Raw genomic sequence first — 17,884 nt, forward strand, 5'->3', positions numbered from 1 at the left:
TGAATATGGCGGTGAGGGAGGGATTCGAACCCTCGATACGTTGCCGTATACACACTTTCCAGGCGTGCTCCTTCAGCCACTCGGACACCTCACCATATTGTTTTGCTGCCTTCCCGCAGGGGGCAACGGGGCGCTACTATAGGGATTCGGGTTAAATCGGTCAAGCAAATTTTATGCCTGCCGGTGCGTTCGGTTAAGCAGTGAGCGATTGCTGTTAATCACTATAGTTTTATTACCTGCGGGTATATACACGCAAAAAAAAGCCCGTACGTGAGTACGAGCTTTTCTTTAAATATGGCGGTGAGGGAGGGATTGACTCGCTGCGCTCGCCCTGCGGGCAGCTTCCTCGCAGGCTCGTCAGCTGTCCAGATGCGCAGGCGCATTTGTCGAACCCTCAGTCGGGGGTTCTCATCCCTCCCTCTCCGGGAACTACAAAAGAAAAAAGCCCGTACTTGCGTACAGGCTCTCATCCTGAATATGGCGGTGAGGGAGGGATTCGAACCCTCGATACGTTGCCGTATACACACTTTCCAGGCGTGCTCCTTCAGCCACTCGGACACCTCACCATATTGTCATCCCGTTGTTGCTGGGACGGCGCTAATGTAGGGAAATCCTCACTCAGCGTCAATCAACTTTTTCAATAAATTAGCGCGTTTAGACAAACTTCCAGCAACCTGCTTCTTAATCGCGCGGGAATTGATTTTTTTATCATCAACGCAGATAGCCCCAGCATCAGGAAGAAATTTGTTATGCTGCTACGCTGATAAATCCCCTTCAAAGATAGCCGCGCGGCTGGCTAAAAATCATGCGCTTACCAGTAACAGCGCCACAACATCTGGAGTTGATATGGACATTCTTTTCTGGCATCCGACCTTTGATACCCAATACTGGCTGACCGAACTCAAGCGGGCGCTGCCGCAGGCGCGCATTCGCGAATGGAAACCCGGCGATAACGATCCCGCTGACTATGCGCTGGTCTGGCAACCGCCTGTTGAAATGCTACAGGGCAGGGAACTGAAAGGCGTTTTCTCTCTGGGGGCGGGCGTCGATGCGATATTGAGTAAACTAAAAGCGCATCCGGACATGCTGTTGCCGTCCGTGCCGCTGTTTCGGCTGGAAGATACCGGCATGGGCCTGCAAATGCAGGAATATGCCGTAAGCCAGGTGCTGCACTGGTTCCGCCGCTTTGATGATTATCAGGCGCTGAAACAGCAGGCGAAATGGCAGCCGCTGGAGGAGTATAAGCGCGAAGATTTTACCGTCGGCGTGCTTGGCGCAGGCGTGCTGGGATCAAAAGTGGCGGAAAGCCTGCTGGAGTGGGGATTCCCGCTGCGCTGCTGGAGCCGCAGTCCCAAGAGCTGGCCGGGCGTCACCAGTTTTGCCGGCGAGGCGGAGCTTGGGGAATTTTTACGGGGTACGCGGGTGCTGATTAACCTGCTGCCGCGCACCGCCGAAACCGAAGGCATTATTAACCTCAATCTGCTCAACCAGCTGGCTGATGACAGCTACTTCATTAACCTGGCGCGCGGCGCGCATGTGGTGGAAGCCGATCTGTTGCAGGCGCTTGAGCGCGGCAAGCTGAAAGCCGCGATGCTTGATGTGTTCAGCCAGGAACCGCTGCCGGAAACCAGCCCGCTGTGGGCGCATCCCCGCGTAAGCATGACGCCACACATTGCCGCGGTGACACGCCCGCTGGAAGCCATCGCCTCAGTTGCCTGGACCATTGAGCAACTGGAAGCCGGCAAACCGGTAACCGGGCAAGTGGATCGGGTTCGCGGCTATTGAGGATCGCCCGGCTGTCGCCGGGTTTTCATTATAAAGGAAGGCGATATTTGTTATCCTTGCGGAAATCACCAGAGGAGAGAGCCATGTTTCCCGTTGACCTGCATATGCACACCGTCGCCAGCACGCACGCCTACAGCACGCTTCATGACTATATCGCCATCGCGAAAAGCAAAGGCCTCAAGCTTTTTGCCATTACCGATCATGGCCCCGATATGGCGGATGCGCCGCACTACTGGCACTTTGTTAACATGCGTATCTGGCCGCGCGTAGTAGATGGTGTGGGGATCCTGCGGGGTATTGAGGCCAATATTAAAAATACTGACGGCGAGATCGACTGCACCGGGCCAATGCTCACCGCCCTCGATCTGATCATTGCCGGTTTTCATGAGCCGGTATTCGCGCCGCAGGATCAGGCGACTAACACTGAAGCGATGATCGCCACCATGGCCAGTGGTCAGGTGCACATCATCAGCCATCCGGGGAACCCGAAGTATCCTGTGGATATCAAGGCGATTGCCGAAGCCGCCGCCACCCATCAGGTGGCGCTGGAAATCAATAATTCCTCTTTTCTGCACTCCCGTAAAGGCAGCGAAGCCAACTGCCGGGCGATTGCCGCCGCCGTACGTGACGCGGGAGGCTGGGTGGCGCTGGGATCCGATTCCCACACCGCCTTCTCGCTGGGTGATTTTACCGAATGCCGTAAGGTGCTGGACGACGTCGATTTCCCGGAAGATCGTATTCTTAACGTTTCCCCGCGCCGTCTGCTGAATTTCCTGGAATCGCGCGGTATGCCGCCGATCCCTGAATTTGCTGAATTTTAATGTCTGTTATGGAATCAACGAATGAATGAGTTTTCAATCCTCTGCCGCATGCTGGGCTCGCTTTACTATCGTCAGCCGCAGGATCCGGTGCTGGCCCCGCTGTATACGCTGATCCGCGAGGGCAAGCTGGCAGAGAACTGGCCGCTGGAGCAGGATGAGCTGCTGGCGCGCTTACAGGCCAGCGCGGATCTGCCTGCGCTGACCGCAGACTACGACGCGCTGTTCGTCGGCGATGACTGCAAGGTGTCGCCATACCGCAGCGCATGGGTGGAAGGCACAACCAAGGCGGACGTCAGAGCATTTTTGACCGAACGCGGTATGCCGCTGACGGATGCGCCTGCCGATCATTTTGGCCTGCTGCTGCTGGCGGCATCCTGGCTGGAAGATAATGCAGGCGAGGATGAGAGTGAAGCGCTGGAAATCCTGTTTGGCGATTACCTTCTCCCCTGGTGCGGCACCTTCCTGGGTAAGGTCGAAGCCCACGCCACCACTCCTTTCTGGCGTACCATGGCATCCCTGACGCGCGATGCGCTGGCGGCCATGTGGGACGATTTGCAGGACGATACCGCTGAATAACGTGATCACCATCACTTATTTAATGTAACGAGCAATTCGTTATTGCAAATAACGTGCGGCAGATCGCATCTTACCGGCGCGCATCTGCTAAGATGCGCGCCATGAACATACTCTTTGCAATCGCACTCACTACCGGCGTTCTGTCCGCGCTCTGGGGTTGGGTGGCTGTCACTCTGGGACTGTTAAGCTGGGCGGGTTTTCTTGGCTCGACGGCCTATTTCGCCTGTCCGCAGGGCGGGCTTAAAGGCCTGCTTATTACGCTGTGCACGTTGCTGAGCGGTGTCGCCTGGGCGCAACTGATTATCCACAGCAGCGCCATGCTGCCGCAGTTGTCGATCGCCGGCTATGCCATCACCGGCGTGGTGGCCTTTTTCATGTGTATGCAGGCCAAAAATGTACTGTTGTCCTTTGTGCCTGGCACCTTTATCGGTGCCTGCGCAACCTTTGCAGGGCAGGGGGACTGGCGGCTGGTGCTGCCATCTTTACTGGTCGGGCTGCTGTTTGGTTTCGCGATGAAAAATGGCGGACTGTGGCTGGCAGGGCGGCGGGCTAAAGAAAGTTCTGGCGCGGTGGCAGCGGAATAAAAAAGGCGTGACGAAAACCGCCACGCCCGCGCACATTATTATTATCAGGACTCAGGCGGTACGGCCATCTGGCGGTATTTCTGTAGCACGGCGTTTTTCACTTCGCCGGGGCTTTGCAAATCCCACAGCCCGCGATCGATACCGTCATTGATCAGGAAGATCACCCCGGTTTCAATGGCTGACATCAGGCACAGCATCACTGGTTCATTAGCGGTATAGCCAATTTCCCCCTCCAGCAGACGTTGATAATCAATAAAGCGGAACACGCCCGCCTGGACTTCATAAGACAAAATCGTTTTGCTGGTGTTGACTGACGAGAGGATCTCGCCGGTGCTGACGTTAACCACGCGCAGGTTTACCGCCACCTGATCGAGCTGATACTGCGTATCGCCGCCAATACCAAAGTATCGCGCCCCCACGCCGCCCGATTTTACATTGCTTTCATAGCCAATAATCGAGCCTTCGATCATCACGTTTGCCGCCGTCAACGATTGCAGGGGAACGCGATTATTCATCGCCACCGTGCCGTTTTCCTGGGCGGCGCGAATAATCTTGCGCTCGTTTAACAGGTTTTGCAGACCCTGACGCTCCAGCGGGATAAACCAGCGGGAATCTTTTAACGCCGTGACCAGCATCGCCGTGGCGCTCTGCGGCACCGCCGTGGAGAAGTTACTCGCCGGATAGGCTTTAAACTGCCCGGTTTCATCCTGAATGTTATACACCGACACAAAGACTTTGCCGGAAGGGGGTGGCAGATGCGTTAAGTCGCGAAAACTCTGCGCCCGTGGCATCAGGGTCGGTTTGGCCGCTTCTTTTGGCGGAGCGGTCAAGCATCCGCTCAATAAACACACCGCCAGTAAAATAAGTAAGCGCTGCATAGTCATTGTCCTGTAGTAGCTGTGTGTTAAAAATCGGTCGAATTGCTTTGTAAACCGGCCACCTGAATGGTCGATGTTTTGCCCGTTTTACGGTCGGTGACGTTTAGCTGTAATTGCCCGTCGTTATTAGCGATATCGACAATAAAATCGGTGGTGACCATCCGGCCTGGTTTGCCGGTATTTATATTGGTCAGCAGGCCGCCCAACAGCTGCGACTGAATAGCCTGGGTAAAGTTATCCAGCGCTGACGGGGTTTCAATACCAAAATCATCGTCATAACTGGGATCTTTATAAGAGTTTTGCGCCTGGGCGCTATTCAATAAAAAAGCGCCGTTATTTGGATTCCCTCCAAAATTTGGATTGCGAAACTGAAAGGTCATATTTCCTGCCGAGCACAGCGGGGAAATAAGCATAAGGGTGACAACGGCACAAGCGATACGCATGACAGCCTCCGGAAAATTATTAGGTTTTAGTATTCGTCTTTCGCCAGATCGCCGGTACTGAGCAGAGCCTGATCAATTTGCCGGCGATCCAGTGCTTCTTCGGTTTGCGCTATCGCGATATTTACGTTGTTGTCGAAATCGCGTTTGGTCGGAAATAAAAAGGTCTGATAAACCAGATCCTGATTAACCGTAATGGTGATCCAGCTGCCCCAGCGCGCACTTGGGCGTTCATTGATGGTTAAATTACCCGTATAACTGCTTTCCCATTTATCGCTAAATGCACGATAGAAATCGTGTCCCACCGATGACACCGTGTGGTCAGTCAGCAATCCCGGCACTTCCACTTCAACCGCGTACAGGTTCCCGGCAGCCAGCAGAAGTTCTGCGGCTGCAAGCCAGGCTATGTAAGGTTTCATGATGCTAACGCCTGAGGTTATCGTTAGCCCAGGAGACCGCCTGCGTACGGTTTTTAACCGAGATCTTTTTAAATAAGTTATACAGATGCGTTTTAACCGTGTTTTCGCTGATAAACAGGGCGCGGGCAATCTCGATGTTCGAGGCGCCGATGCGCAGCTTATTGAGGATCTCTTTCTCACGATGCGTGAGTAAGGCGGACTCAGCGCTGTTATAGCGATAATTACCCGAGTGGGTGATGAGGTAGCTGGCCAGTTTCTGTGAGAAGTAGCATTCGCCGCGCTGGACGCTTTGCAGGCCGTCCACCACATGCGATTCATCCTCGGTCACATAAAAAACCCCGTTGATATGCGGCCAGTTTTCAATGTCGCGGAAGGGGTACTCGTCGGGGGTATTCAGTAACAACAATTTTATATTGTTGTTTTTACGGCTTAAATTTTCCTGCCAGTACTGGATAAGTTTTTTATCCGCTTCCATCATATCAAAGAGGATCACGCTGCCAGGATTAATATCATCCAGAGATCGTTGAATATTATGGAGTTTCCCTGTAATTGCCAGGGAGTTTTTTAAATGTTGTAATAAAGCTGTAGCCTGTAATGAGGGTTTAGTGATCAGCAAGATTGACTGAGCATGTAAACTCTGGACTTCATTAAACATGATGAAACTCCGCATTTAGGTACATCCGCAGCCTATCCCCATGACAATATGGAGACCCAGAAGTACTGACAGATGTTGAACTGCTGTGTGTAATAAAATAATAAGCCCGTTAGTGGGCAAAATTAACAAAGTAAAAACATACTGCTGGTTTCAATCTAGTCATTACCAACCTTAAATCAAGTGTTAAACATGTAACAGGATGTAAAATTAAATTATTAAATGTGTTTTTTGCGTGTTTTTATCCATCCGTTTTAATGGTTAAGTTGTACAAGTTAATACTTGTGTATCAAATTTAATGTCACAAATTTTCCATGTAACTAATTGATAATTAATGCGATATATTAAATATGTTAAAATTTAATTGTGCACTAATATTAAATTACCAATTCCACTTTTTTAATGTGACCACATCGTAAAGAAAAAGTCGCGTGGTGACAGATTCTGTAAAAATCTTCTTTGTAAACGTTCAAAAGTTCTATGCAAAGCGCGAAAATAATCCTCTGGCATTGTAAAGGTATTGGTGTTTGGTGCGAATTGTGACAGAAGTGCAATAAATGCCAGAAAGCCTTCCGCCCCTTCTCATGCTTTAAGGTGAGTATGGAGATAAAAATACGAATCGCAGGTGAGATATTTAAGATATTTCTCCGCACATACTCTCCACTGTTACGAGGCGTTAACAAATATTGAAATACGTTAATGACCCCGGCAGACATTATTTATGAATGACAATCAGGTCCAGGTGACAGCATGAAAAACAGACTGTTATTTATGGTGTTGGCAATGTTGAGTGCGCCTGGAATTACCTTAGCGGCAGGTTACGATCTGGCATCTTCAGAATATAACTTTGCGGTGAATGAACTGAGCAGGGCTTCTTATAACAAAGCAGCCATTATCGGTCAGCAGGGTAACAATAACAGCGCTCAGCTAAGCCAGCAGGGATCGAAATTACTGGCGGTGGTTTCACAGGACGGTGGAAATAACCGGGCACAGGTTCAGCAGTCAGGAAATTACAACCTTGCGTATGTCGATCAGACGGGTAATTCCAATGACGCGACTATTACGCAAGGGGCTTACGGTAATACCGCGATGATTATCCAGAAAGGCTCGGGTAACAGAGCGAATATTACGCAATTTGGTACGCAAAAAACAGCAGTCGTAGTGCAGAGGCAGTCGCAAATGGCTATTCGCGTTACCCAACGTTGAAAGCATTGAGACGCTTACATATCAATCCGATGGGGGTTTACCATGAAATTTATCAAAGTGGCAGTTGTGGCAGCGATCGTTGTTTCTGGCAGTGCTTTTGCAGGCTCCATTCCGCAGTATGGTCACGGCGGTCACAATAGCGGCCCGAATTCAGAACTGGGTATTTTCCAGTACGGTAGCACTAACGCTGCGCTGGCACTGCAAACTGACGCCCGTGATTCCAGCCTGACCATTACCCAGAATGGTACTGGTAACGGCGCTGACGTAGGTCAGGGTTCGGACGACAGCACCATCGAACTGACGCAGACTGGCTCACGCAACAACGCCACTATCGACCAGTGGAACAGCCGTGATTCTGAAATCAACGTCAACCAGCACGGCGTGCTGAACGGCGCGCTGGTTAACCAGACTGCCTCTAACTCCTTCGTGGAAGTTCGCCAGGTTGGTTTTGGTAACAACGCTACCGCTAACCAGTACTAAGACTTCAGCAGTAGAAAAGAACAGGGCTCCGGCCCTGTTTTTTTTCATCCGGAGAAACCTATGCATCCACTATTATTGCTGGCGGCGCTCTCCAGCCAGATAACCTTTGATACCGTACAGAACGGCGACATCTACACCATTACGCCGCAGGTGACGCTCGCCCAGTCCTGTGTCTGCCAGGTGCAGATCAGCGCCGTACGCACCGGCAACGGCGGACAAAGTACCTCGGTGCAGCGTCATACCGTCACCATCCCGGCACATCAGCTCACTGCGTTATCCCGTTTACGTATGACGCTTTCACCGCAGGATAACGTCTCCATTACCGTCACCGTTACCGACGGGCAATCACTGCGCCTGTCGCAGCAGTGGGGCGGGACGAGCTGATCTGCTCCTCTTTCAGCAATGACTGGTAAGACAATATCCCTGTCAGCGGCAAAACACTGCTGTACACTTACCCTGTGAACCCGGTTAAGAGAGACGATCATGCACTCGCGTATAAAGGTTATTAAGGGTGACATCACCACGCAACAGGTGGATGTCATAGTCAATGCGGCAAATCCCTCTTTGATGGGCGGTGGCGGTGTGGATGGCGCTATCCATTGTGCGGCGGGGCCAGCTTTACTTGAGGCCTGTAAAGTGGTGCGTCAGCAGCAGGGCGAGTGTCCGCCCGGTCATGCGGTGATCACCCTTGCAGGGGCGCTACCGGCAAAGGCGGTGATCCATACCGTCGGGCCCGTATGGCATGGCGGCGATCACCATGAAGCGCGGCTGCTGGAGGATGCCTATCGCAACAGCCTGAAGCTGGCAGAGGCCAATGGTTATCACTCGATAGCGTTTCCGGCTATCAGTACCGGGGTATACGGCTTCCCGAAAGCGGCGGCAGCAGAAATTGCGGTTAATACAGTTTCGGAATTTCTCACCCGTCGCCCTTCGTTTGGCGAGGTATACTTTGTCTGTTATGACGATGAAACTACCCGACTTTACCAGCGCCTCCTTACCCAACAGGGAGAAGGAGGCGGCGAATAATACACGACTGGGGCTGGCAATAGCCCCGGTCTGCGCGGCCCATCCAGGGGAATGCGGTTTACTGGTGCTGGATGACAGCCTCGACGCCTTCGCCGCCCGCTACCGGCTCGTTGAGATGGCCGAACAGACTCTCGACATTCAGTATTACATCTGGGAAGACGACATGTCAGGACGGCTGCTGCTGTCCGTCATCCTGGATGCTGCCAGCCGCGGCGTGAAGGTGCGCATGTTGCTGGACGATAACAATACTGTCGGCATGGATGACACGCTGCGCATTCTGGACGCGCATCCCAACGTCGAGCTGCGCTTATTCAATCCCTTTTCTTTTCGCACCCTGCGGGCGCTGGGCTATCTCACTGATTTTGCCCGCCTGAACCGGCGTATGCATAACAAAAGCTTCACGGTTGACGGGGTGGTGACGCTGGTGGGCGGCAGAAATATCGGCGATGCCTATTTCGGCGCGGGGGAGCAACCGCTGTTTACCGATCTGGATGTGCTGGCGATAGGGCCGGTGGTGAAAGATGTCACCGACGATTTTGAGCGTTACTGGACCTGTAAATCGGTTTCCACGCTACAGGATGTGCTGGATATCGCTGAAGAGGACATCGTCCGGCATATCCGCATCCCGGAATCCTGGTACAGCGATGTCACCGCGAAACGTTACCTGAACAAACTGGAATCCACCCGCTTCGCCACGCTGCTGGAAACCAACTCGCTGCCGATGATGTGGGCGAAAACCCGTCTGCTGAGCGACGATCCGCGTAAAGGTCAGGGTCGGGCGCGAAATCATACGCTGTTGCCGCAGCGCCTGGTCAACGTGATGGGCATGCCGGAGCAGCAAATCGATATCTGTTCGGCCTATTTTGTCCCCACGCGCTCCGGTGTGGCGCAATTGCTGCAACTGGTGCGCAAGGGCGTCAAAATCGCCATTCTTACCAATTCGCTGGCCGCCAATGATGTCGCTGTGGTGCATGCCGGTTACGCCCGCTGGCGCAAAAAATTACTGCGTCACGGCGTGGCGCTGTATGAACTGAAACCCACCCATGAAGGGGGCCGCCATCCCCATGACCGCGGCCTGACCGGTAACTCCGGCTCCAGTCTGCATGCCAAAACCTTCAGCATTGACGAGCGTAAGGTCTTTATCGGCTCGTTCAATTTCGACCCGCGCTCGGCGATGCTGAATACGGAGATGGGTTTTGTTATCGACAGCGAACCGCTGGCGGCACGTATCCACCAGCGCTTTGTGCAAAGCCAGCGGGATGTGGCCTGGGAGCTGCGTCTTGACCGCTGGGGGCGCATTAACTGGATCGAGCAGAAAGACGGGCAGGAAATCGTTCATAAAAAAGAGCCGAAAACCCGCTTCTGGCAGCGTATGCTGGTGCGCTTTGTCTACCGTCTGCCGGTAGAGTGGCTACTCTAGAGGACGAGTAGCCACATAGGTTATCAGGCCTGGCTTTTTACCGGCTGCTGTTGCGGCTTACCGGAGAACAGGAAACGCAACAGCGGAATGCGCAGATGCACTTCATAGAGGATCAGCGCGCCGCCCACCACAAATACCAGTCCCGTCATAAAGCCCAGCAGATTAGAGTGAATGTGCGGGGTGATCCATGCGCCATAAAACAGCGTTAACGGATGGTGCACCAGATAAATAAACAGCGACGCATTCACGAAATAGGTGACGCGGGAGGACTGGAAATTCAGCAGACGATGTCCCAGCGAAAACACCACGTTAACCATCCACAGGCCCATCACCATCGTAATCACGCTTTCCGTTTCATACATCCAGGCATCGCCGCTGCCATAGCGCTGATTGAGCAGGTAGGCGCAAAACGCCAGCGCCGAGCCCAGCAGACAGGCGGGGGAGGGAGTGGTAAAGAGATCTTTGAGTCGTGGACTTATAAAGGTCAGCGCGCCCAGCAGAAAGAACGGCACGTAAAACAGCGTCTGCATGACGGTGAAATTAAACAGGCCATCGCTGAGGATCGGCGACCAGGCGATCAACAGCGTGCGGCGCAGCGCGGCATACAGCACGCCGAGCAGCAAAAACAGCAGCGTGAGTTTACCCATGCCGATGTCAGTGAAAAATTTACCGGGTTTGAGACGGCGCTGGATCACGCCAAACAGCCAGACGCCAAGGGTGGTCAGCACCACCAGCACCAGCAGGAACCACAGGTGAGAAATCAGTTCCCAGATCAGGGTGTTGTATTTGTCATAGGCCGACAGCGTATGCCAGCTTTCCGTTTTACCTTTAACATGTTGCAGCATCATAAACTGCGGCAGGGTGAGCAGCGGAATGGCGGTTAGCATCGGAATGCCGACACGTTCGACGCGCACTTTCCACCAGCGTTTCACCGGGTAACGCAGAAACAGCATGTAGGAGAAATAGCCGGATATGACAAAAAAGACCTGCATGCGGAACGAATGAATAAAATCATTAAACAGGGTCAGGCCCCAGGACGGGCTGGCGCTGTTAACGTGCCAGACATGGCTGGAGTAAATAAGTGAGATATGAAAGGGGATTCCCAGTAACATCAACCACGCGCGGATGGAATCCAGAAAATACTCACGCTGTGCAGGGATTTTGCTCATATAACTCCATGCAGTATCAGACTTTTCGCCTTATTCCATAGGCTAAATAAAGGGTACATTCGGTGGCAACCCTACACTAAGTCAGACAATCTGTCTCCAGGATAAACGCGTAATTGATAATGGTGGACTTTCATTTGCTTACACACTGAGCCAGCGCGCGAACAAAGCCGGGATTAAGTTGTCGGAATGCCAGAACTTCCATTAAAATGGATGGATCGATTTAAGCACACAAAGGGGGAAGTGCTTAGTTATATGAAACATAAACAACAAGTGATGAAAATGCGTTGGTTAGGCGCAGCGGTACTGTTATCCCTGTACTCCTCATCGGGCTGGGCTTTTACCCTCGATGATGTAGCAAAACAGGCACAGTCATTAGCCGGTAAAGGCTATGAAGCCCCTAAAAGCAACCTGCCTTCTGTTTTCCGCGATATGAAATACGCGGACTATCAGCAGATCCAGTTCAATCACGAGAAAGCTTACTGGAATAACGTTAAAACCCCATTCAAGCTCGAATTCTATCATCAGGGTATGTACTTCGACACGCCTGTCACCGTCAATGAAGTGACCTCGACCGCCGTGCGTAAAATTAAATACAGCCCGGATTACTTCAATTTCGGCAACGTCCAGCATGACAAAGACACCGTCAAGGATCTGGGATTTGCCGGATTTAAAGTGCTGTATCCTATCAACAGCAAAGACAAAAACGACGAAATCGTCAGTATGCTGGGCGCGAGCTATTTCCGCGTTATTGGCGCGGGTCAGACTTATGGCCTCTCGGCCCGTGGTCTGGCTATCGATACCGCGCTGCCGTCTGGCGAAGAGTTCCCGCGTTTTCGTGAGTTCTGGATCGAGCGTCCAAAACCGACCGACAAACGCCTGACCATTTATGCGCTGCTGGACTCCCCACGTGCGGCGGGCGCTTACCGCTTTGTGATCATACCGGGTCGCGATACCGTGGTTGACGTGCAGTCGAAGGTCTATCTGCGCGACAAAGTGGGTAAACTGGGCGTTGCCCCGCTGACCAGTATGTTCCTGTTTGGGCCGGGTCAACCGTCGCCGACCACCAACTTCCGTCCGGAGCTGCACGACTCTAACGGTCTGTCGATTCATGCCGGCAACGGCGAATGGATCTGGCGTCCGCTGAACAACCCGAAACATCTGGCCGTCAGCAGCTACGCCATGGAAAACCCGCAGGGCTTTGGCCTGTTGCAGCGTGGCCGTCAGTTCTCCCGCTTCGAAGATCTGGATGACCGCTACGATCTGCGTCCAAGCGCCTGGGTCACTCCGCAGGGCGACTGGGGTAAAGGCAAAATCGAGCTGGTTGAAATCCCGACCAACGATGAAACCAACGATAACATCGTCGCTTACTGGACACCGGATCAGCTTCCGGAGCCGGGTAAAGAGATGAACTTCAGGTACAGCATCACCTTTAGCCGCGACGAAGACAAACTGCATGCGCCGGATAACGCCTGGGCGCTGCAAACCCGTCGTTCCACCGGTGACGTGAAGCAATCTAACCTTATTCGTCAGCCGGATGGCACCATCGCTTTCGTGGTGGACTTCGTCGGCCAGGATATGAAAAAACTGCCGCAGGACACGCCGGTGACGGCGCAGGCCAGCATTGGCGATAACGGCGAAATCGTTGAACAAGCCGTGCGCTATAACCCGGTCACGCATGGCTGGCGTTTAACCCTGCGCGTGAAGGTGAAAGATCCTAAAGCGACGACCGATATGCGTGCTGCGCTGGTGAATGGCGAGCAGCCGCTGAGTGAAACCTGGAGCTATCAGCTACCTGCCAATGAATAAGACTACTGAGTATATCGACGCGCTGCCGCTTTCAGATATTGAGAAAGCGGCGCTGCCGACCACGGACCTGCGCGCCGTGCACGAAGCGCTGGATGCTGAGCACCGTCATTTCGAGCGGGACGATGACACCCCGCTCGGCTCGGTGCAGACGCGTCTGCAACAGGTCTGGCCCGAGTCCCTCGGCGAAGGTCAACTGATCAAAGACGATGAAGGACGCACCCAGCTTGAGGCGATGCCGAAAGCCACGCGTTCTTCCATGTTCCCTGAACAGTGGCGTACTAACCCGATTGGTCGTTTCTGGGATCGTCTGCGCGGCCGCGATGTGCCGCCGCGCTACCTGTCCCGTCTGACCAAAGAGCAGCAGGAGAGCGAAAAGCAGTGGCGTATGATGGGGACTATCCGTCGCTACATTTTACTGCTGCTGACGATCTCCCAGACGGTGGTCGCCACCTGGTACATGAAAACCATTCTGCCTTATCAGGGCTGGGCGCTGATCAACCCGACCGATATGGTAGGCCAGGATCTGCTGGTGTCAGCCATGCAGCTGCTGCCTTACGTACTGCAAACCGGGATCCTGATCCTGTTTGCCGTGCTGTTCTGCTGGGTATCGGCTGGTTTCTGGACCGCGCTGATGGGCTTCTTACAGCTGCTCATCGGTAAAGACAAATACAGCATTTCGCATTCGACGGTCGGGGATGAACCCCTTAATCCGGAACACCGTACCGCGCTGATCATGCCGATTTGTAACGAGGACGTGGACCGAGTTTACGCGGGTCTGCGTGCGACATGGGAATCGGTTAAAGCCACCGGCAATGCCGCGCATTTTGACGTCTATATCCTGAGCGACAGCTACAACCCGGATATTTGCGTCGCCGAGCAGAAAGCCTGGATGGAGCTGATCGCGGAAGTGCAGGGCGAAGGGCAGATCTTCTATCGTCGCCGTCGCCGCCGCGTGAAACGTAAAAGCGGTAACATCGATGACTTCTGCCGTCGCTGGGGTAATCAGTACAGCTATATGGTGGTGCTGGACGCCGACTCCGTGATGACCGGTGACTGTCTGAGCGGTCTGGTGCGTCTGATGGAAGCCAATCCTAACGCCGGTATTATCCAGTCTTCGCCAAAAGCCTCGGGCATGGATACGCTCTATGCGCGCTGCCAGCAGTTCGCCACCCGCGTATACGGTCCGCTGTTTACCGCCGGACTGCACTTCTGGCAACTGGGTGAATCCCACTACTGGGGGCACAACGCCATTATCCGCGTGAAGCCGTTCATTGAGCACTGTGCGCTGGCGCCGCTGCCGGGTGAAGGGTCTTTTGCAGGCTCTATTCTGTCTCACGACTTTGTGGAAGCTGCGCTGATGCGCCGTGCGGGCTGGGGGGTGTGGATCGCCTACGATCTGCCTGGCTCTTATGAAGAGCTGCCGCCGAACCTGCTGGATGAACTCAAGCGTGACCGTCGCTGGTGCCACGGCAACCTGATGAACTTCCGCCTGTTCCTGGTGAAAGGCATGCACCCGGTACACCGCGCGGTGTTCCTGACCGGCGTGATGTCCTATCTGTCCGCGCCGCTGTGGTTTATGTTCCTTGCGCTCTCCACCGCTTTGCAGGTGGTGCATGCGCTGACCGAACCGCAATACTTCCTGCAACCGCGCCAGCTGTTCCCGGTGTGGCCGCAGTGGCGTCCGGAGCTGGCGATCGCGCTCTTTGCGTCCACCATGGTGCTGCTGTTCCTGCCGAAGCTGCTCAGTATCATTCTGGTGTGGTGCAAAGGGCCGAAAGAGTACGGCGGTTTCCTGCGCGTGACCCTGTCGCTGCTGCTGGAAGTGCTGTTCTCCGTGCTGCTTGCGCCGGTGCGTATGCTGTTCCACACGGTGTTTGTGGTCAGCGCGTTCCTCGGCTGGGAAGTGGTCTGGAACTCGCCGCAGCGTGACGACGACTCTACCCCATGGGGTGAAGCCTTTATGCGTCATGGCTCGCAGCTGCTGCTGGGCCTGGTGTGGGCCGCCGGTATGGCGTGGCTGGATCTGCGCTTCCTGTTCTGGCTGGCGCCTATCGTTTTCTCGCTGATCCTGTCGCCGTTCGTGTCGGTGATCTCGAGCCGTGCCACTGTCGGTCTGCGTACCAAGCGCTGGAAACTGTTCCTTATCCCGGAAGAGTATTCCCCGCCGCAGGTGCTGGTGGATACCGACAAATATCTGACCATCAACCGCGCCCGCGCGCTGGACGACGGCTTTATGCACGCGGTGTTTAACCCGTCATTTAACGCTCTTGCCACCGCCATGGCCACTGCCCGTCACCGTGCAAGCCAGGTGCTGGAAATCGCCCGCGATCGTCATGTTGAGCAGGCGCTGAACGAAACGCCGGATAAACTGACGCGCGATCGTCGGCTGGTGTTGCTGAGCGACCCGGTCACCCTGTCACGTATGCATTACCGCGTGTGGGCAGCCCCGGAGCGTTACTCGTCGTGGATCAGCCATTACGAGGCGCTGCGGTTGAACCCGCAGGCGCTCAACGGTAAGTAAGCCGCACATTAAGGAAAATACCGGCCCGCAGGCCGGTATTTTTTTGTCTGAATGAATAAGGAGGGAGGCGTGAAAATTTTCGCTGTCGCCATTATGGCGCTGTTGCTGAGCGGTTGCGGCAGCATTATCAGTCGTACCCTGCCGGGGCAGGGTCACGGTAACCAGTACTACCCCGGCGTGCAATGGGACGTTCGCGATTCAGGCTGGCGGTACCTTACGGTGCTCGATCTACCGTTCTCGCTGGTATTCGACACGCTGTTGCTGCCGCTGGATGCGCATCACGGCCCTTATGAATAATCAGCGCTGATCCCACTCGTCGGCTGCCGCGCGGCCTTCCTCGGTGTCCAGCGGCGGCTCAAGCTGATATTCGCCTTCGTCCCACTCATGCAGGGTGTTTTCTTCCAGCCACTCCTGACGGATCTCGATCTCATCGAAATCACGGTCAAACACGCTCTGCGCGGCTTCACCGGTAAGCATCGGCAGACATTCACCGTCATCGCTCTCTTCAGCTAAAAACTCTGCCTGCCACATGATCTCACCATCCTGAAGCACATACTTCTGGATGTTAAACTGCTGTATGTTGGCGTTTTCTTCATCCAGTTCCGGATTCGCCGCCAGAAACTCCTCACGTGCAGCATCAATGGCTTCTTCCAGCGTGGCATACATAGTCATTGTCTTCTCCCTGTAATTGGATGTGATGTTCAGGGAAAGAATAGTTGAAGATCGGAAAGTGCAAGGGCGATCAGGCAAAATTAAGCATCATCACATCGCCGTAGCTTCCCGACGACGCCGCCGCAGGCTCAGCCAGGAGTAGATCACGTTGAACATCACCACCGAGGCGGTGACCAGAAATACTGTGCGGAAGCCATTGCTGGCCGAGACCGCCGCGCCAAGCAGCGGGCCGGTGACGTTACCGATATCACGGAACGACTGGTTATAGCTGAAGATGCGCCCGGCAATCTGATTGGTTGAGTTATAGACCAGCAGCGTCTGTACGGCTGGCAGCAGCGCGCCGTCTGCCGCGCCAAGCAGAAAACGTAATATGCCCAGCTGAACCGGCGTCTGCACGAAGGACATCGGGATCAGCAGCAAAATCGACACCATCAGCGCGGCGATAAGGATTTTTTCCGGCCCGATGCGATCTCCCAGTTTACCCAGCCGGGGGGCGCTGAGCAGAGCCGCGACGCCGGGCACCGAGGCGATCATGCCGCTGATAAAGGCGATGTTGCTGACGTCCCCCGCCAGATCGCGCACGTACAGCGTCAGGATGGGCGCAATGGAGCCGGTGGCGACCTGGATAATCATTGTGGTGACAAACAGGCTCAGCACCAGTCTGGGGCTTTTCAGCGAACCAATGACTTCACGCGCGTGCAGCATCTCTTTCTTCGCCACCGGCGTGAAGTTTTCGCGGATGCAGAACAGCGTCAGTAAAAAGCAGATGAACAGCACGGCGGCGGTGATAAAAAACACCGGGCGCAAACCGTAGCTATCCGCCAGCAGCCCGCCCGCCAGCGGGCCTAACAGCGCGCCGCTGACGCCGCCGGTTGACAGCGTGCCCAGCGCCCAGCCGCTTTTATTGCGCGGCATTTGCGTGGCGATCAGCGCATTGGCGTTAGGGATAAACCCGCCCAGCAGACCGAGACAGGCGCGTAGCGCCAGCAGCTGCCAGATATTCTGCGCCAGACCCATCAGCATCATTACCACCGCCATGCCGAGGGCCGAGCGCAGCAGCATCAGTTTGCGGCCTTTACGATCCGCCAGACCGCCCCACAGCGGGGAAGCGACTGCCGAGAACAAAAAGGTGATGCTGAACACCAGACCGGACCACATATTGAGCGCGCTGTGGCCGCTGACGCCCAGCTGCTCAACGTAGAGCGGCAGAAAAGGCATCACAAGGCTGAAGGCCGCGCCGGTGAGAAAGCAGCCGATCCAGGCAATGGCAAGATTCCGTTTCCAGTTAAGGGGCGTCGCTGAGGGTGACATAACCGTCCGGTTGCAGGCGTTAACAGGTTTAAATAGTAAGCCTGCTAATCATACGCCTGGGGAGAGGGGGCCGCAAACCGGAGAGCGCTTAAAGCTTAAAGCGGGGGGGGAGAGAGAA

General features: G+C 54.5%; 19 protein-coding genes, 2 tRNA genes and 1 other RNA gene. 12 read left to right on the top strand and 10 right to left on the bottom strand.

The features are described 5' to 3' along the window. Positions 1–6: 6 nt before the first annotated feature. From ACQUTD_RS08250 to ACQUTD_RS08260, 3 genes are all read right to left on the bottom strand, one after another. A tRNA-Ser gene (locus ACQUTD_RS08250) sits at positions 7–94 on the bottom strand. Positions 95–295: 201 nt separating this feature from the next. Then, positions 296–433: non-coding RNA, RtT sRNA (locus tag ACQUTD_RS08255), on the bottom strand. A 45-nt stretch (positions 434–478) separates the two neighbouring features. Further along, a tRNA-Ser gene (locus ACQUTD_RS08260) sits at positions 479–566 on the bottom strand. 280 nt (positions 567–846) lie between these two features. Here ACQUTD_RS08260 and ghrA point away from each other — a divergent pair. The 4 genes from ghrA to ACQUTD_RS08280 all read left to right on the top strand — a co-directional run bounded on the left by ghrA (position 847) and on the right by ACQUTD_RS08280 (position 3,766). After that, positions 847–1,785 (top strand): glyoxylate/hydroxypyruvate reductase GhrA, encoded by a 939-nt coding sequence (gene ghrA / locus ACQUTD_RS08265; RefSeq protein WP_072568102.1) that lies wholly within the window; start codon positions 847–849, stop codon positions 1,783–1,785. Positions 1,786–1,868: 83 nt separating this feature from the next. Continuing rightward, on the top strand, positions 1,869–2,606 hold the full coding sequence (locus ACQUTD_RS08270; RefSeq protein WP_473274929.1) for a PHP domain-containing protein: 738 nt from the start codon (positions 1,869–1,871) through the stop codon (positions 2,604–2,606). A 21-nt stretch (positions 2,607–2,627) separates the two neighbouring features. Then, positions 2,628–3,182, top strand: a complete 555-nt coding sequence (locus ACQUTD_RS08275) for a TorD/DmsD family molecular chaperone (RefSeq protein ID WP_072568104.1) — start codon at positions 2,628–2,630, stop codon at positions 3,180–3,182. A 101-nt stretch (positions 3,183–3,283) separates the two neighbouring features. Continuing rightward, complete coding sequence (locus tag ACQUTD_RS08280) at positions 3,284–3,766, top strand: DUF1097 family protein (protein ID WP_473274928.1); 483 nt, start codon at positions 3,284–3,286, stop codon at positions 3,764–3,766. Between the two features lie 44 nt (positions 3,767–3,810). Here ACQUTD_RS08280 and csgG read toward each other — a convergent pair whose 3' ends face one another. The 4 genes from csgG to csgD are packed head-to-tail and all read right to left on the bottom strand — an operon-like array spanning position 3,811 to position 6,158. Then, the gene (gene csgG / locus ACQUTD_RS08285) at positions 3,811–4,644 is read right to left on the bottom strand and encodes a curli production assembly/transport protein CsgG (protein ID WP_072568106.1); all 834 of its coding nucleotides are present in this window, start codon (positions 4,642–4,644) and stop codon (positions 3,811–3,813) included. Between the two features lie 26 nt (positions 4,645–4,670). Then, positions 4,671–5,087 carry a curli production assembly/transport protein CsgF gene (gene csgF / locus ACQUTD_RS08290; protein WP_072568107.1) on the bottom strand — a complete coding sequence of 139 codons (417 nt, stop codon included), beginning with the start codon at positions 5,085–5,087 and terminating at the stop codon, positions 4,671–4,673. A 26-nt stretch (positions 5,088–5,113) separates the two neighbouring features. Continuing rightward, positions 5,114–5,503, bottom strand: a complete 390-nt coding sequence (gene csgE / locus ACQUTD_RS08295; protein WP_072568108.1) for a curli production assembly/transport protein CsgE — start codon at positions 5,501–5,503, stop codon at positions 5,114–5,116. A 4-nt stretch (positions 5,504–5,507) separates the two neighbouring features. Next, complete coding sequence (csgD, locus tag ACQUTD_RS08300; RefSeq protein WP_072568109.1) at positions 5,508–6,158, bottom strand: biofilm master transcriptional regulator CsgD; 651 nt, start codon at positions 6,156–6,158, stop codon at positions 5,508–5,510. Between the two features lie 747 nt (positions 6,159–6,905). Here csgD and csgB point away from each other — a divergent pair. The 5 genes from csgB to ACQUTD_RS08325 all read left to right on the top strand — a co-directional run bounded on the left by csgB (position 6,906) and on the right by ACQUTD_RS08325 (position 10,287). Then, positions 6,906–7,361 carry a curli minor subunit CsgB gene (gene csgB, locus ACQUTD_RS08305; RefSeq protein WP_072568110.1) on the top strand — a complete coding sequence of 152 codons (456 nt, stop codon included), beginning with the start codon at positions 6,906–6,908 and terminating at the stop codon, positions 7,359–7,361. 42 nt (positions 7,362–7,403) lie between these two features. Beyond that, the gene (gene csgA, locus ACQUTD_RS08310) at positions 7,404–7,841 is read left to right on the top strand and encodes a curli major subunit CsgA (RefSeq protein ID WP_072568111.1); all 438 of its coding nucleotides are present in this window, start codon (positions 7,404–7,406) and stop codon (positions 7,839–7,841) included. Between the two features lie 60 nt (positions 7,842–7,901). Continuing rightward, positions 7,902–8,225 (top strand): curli assembly chaperone CsgC, encoded by a 324-nt coding sequence (gene csgC / locus ACQUTD_RS08315; RefSeq protein WP_072568112.1) that lies wholly within the window; start codon positions 7,902–7,904, stop codon positions 8,223–8,225. Positions 8,226–8,324: 99 nt separating this feature from the next. Continuing rightward, positions 8,325–8,867, top strand: coding sequence for an O-acetyl-ADP-ribose deacetylase (ymdB, locus tag ACQUTD_RS08320; protein ID WP_473274924.1), 543 nt, complete (start codon positions 8,325–8,327; stop codon positions 8,865–8,867). After that, positions 8,800–10,287 carry a phospholipase D family protein gene (locus tag ACQUTD_RS08325; protein WP_072568114.1) on the top strand — a complete coding sequence of 496 codons (1,488 nt, stop codon included), beginning with the start codon at positions 8,800–8,802 and terminating at the stop codon, positions 10,285–10,287. Before ymdB ends, ACQUTD_RS08325 begins: the two co-directional genes overlap by 68 nt. Positions 10,288–10,310: 23 nt before the next feature. Here ACQUTD_RS08325 and mdoC read toward each other — a convergent pair whose 3' ends face one another. Next, entirely contained in the window at positions 10,311–11,456 is a 1,146-nt protein-coding gene (mdoC, locus tag ACQUTD_RS08330; RefSeq protein WP_321987278.1) for a glucans biosynthesis protein MdoC, read from the bottom strand. A gap of 270 nt (positions 11,457–11,726) precedes the next feature. On the opposite strand from mdoC, the gene mdoG reads away from it, so the two are divergent. Genes mdoG through ACQUTD_RS08345 form a run of 3 tightly spaced genes read left to right on the top strand, consistent with a single transcriptional unit; the run spans position 11,727 to position 16,080 of the window. Beyond that, complete coding sequence (gene mdoG / locus ACQUTD_RS08335) at positions 11,727–13,262, top strand: glucans biosynthesis protein MdoG (RefSeq protein ID WP_158684913.1); 1,536 nt, start codon at positions 11,727–11,729, stop codon at positions 13,260–13,262. Beyond that, positions 13,255–15,783 carry a glucans biosynthesis glucosyltransferase MdoH gene (mdoH, locus tag ACQUTD_RS08340; protein ID WP_072568117.1) on the top strand — a complete coding sequence of 843 codons (2,529 nt, stop codon included), beginning with the start codon at positions 13,255–13,257 and terminating at the stop codon, positions 15,781–15,783. The genes mdoG and mdoH overlap by 8 nt, the downstream gene beginning before the upstream one ends. Positions 15,784–15,834: 51 nt before the next feature. Beyond that, complete coding sequence (locus ACQUTD_RS08345; RefSeq protein ID WP_412176332.1) at positions 15,835–16,080, top strand: YceK/YidQ family lipoprotein; 246 nt, start codon at positions 15,835–15,837, stop codon at positions 16,078–16,080. Here ACQUTD_RS08345 and ACQUTD_RS08350 read toward each other — a convergent pair whose 3' ends face one another. Beyond that, positions 16,081–16,455 (bottom strand): MysB family protein, encoded by a 375-nt coding sequence (locus ACQUTD_RS08350; RefSeq protein ID WP_072568119.1) that lies wholly within the window; start codon positions 16,453–16,455, stop codon positions 16,081–16,083. A gap of 90 nt (positions 16,456–16,545) precedes the next feature. Beyond that, positions 16,546–17,766 carry a multidrug efflux MFS transporter MdtG gene (gene mdtG, locus ACQUTD_RS08355; protein ID WP_473274918.1) on the bottom strand — a complete coding sequence of 407 codons (1,221 nt, stop codon included), beginning with the start codon at positions 17,764–17,766 and terminating at the stop codon, positions 16,546–16,548. Positions 17,767–17,884 lie beyond the last annotated feature (118 nt).

Source organism: Enterobacter sp. K510, from assembly GCF_055804875.1.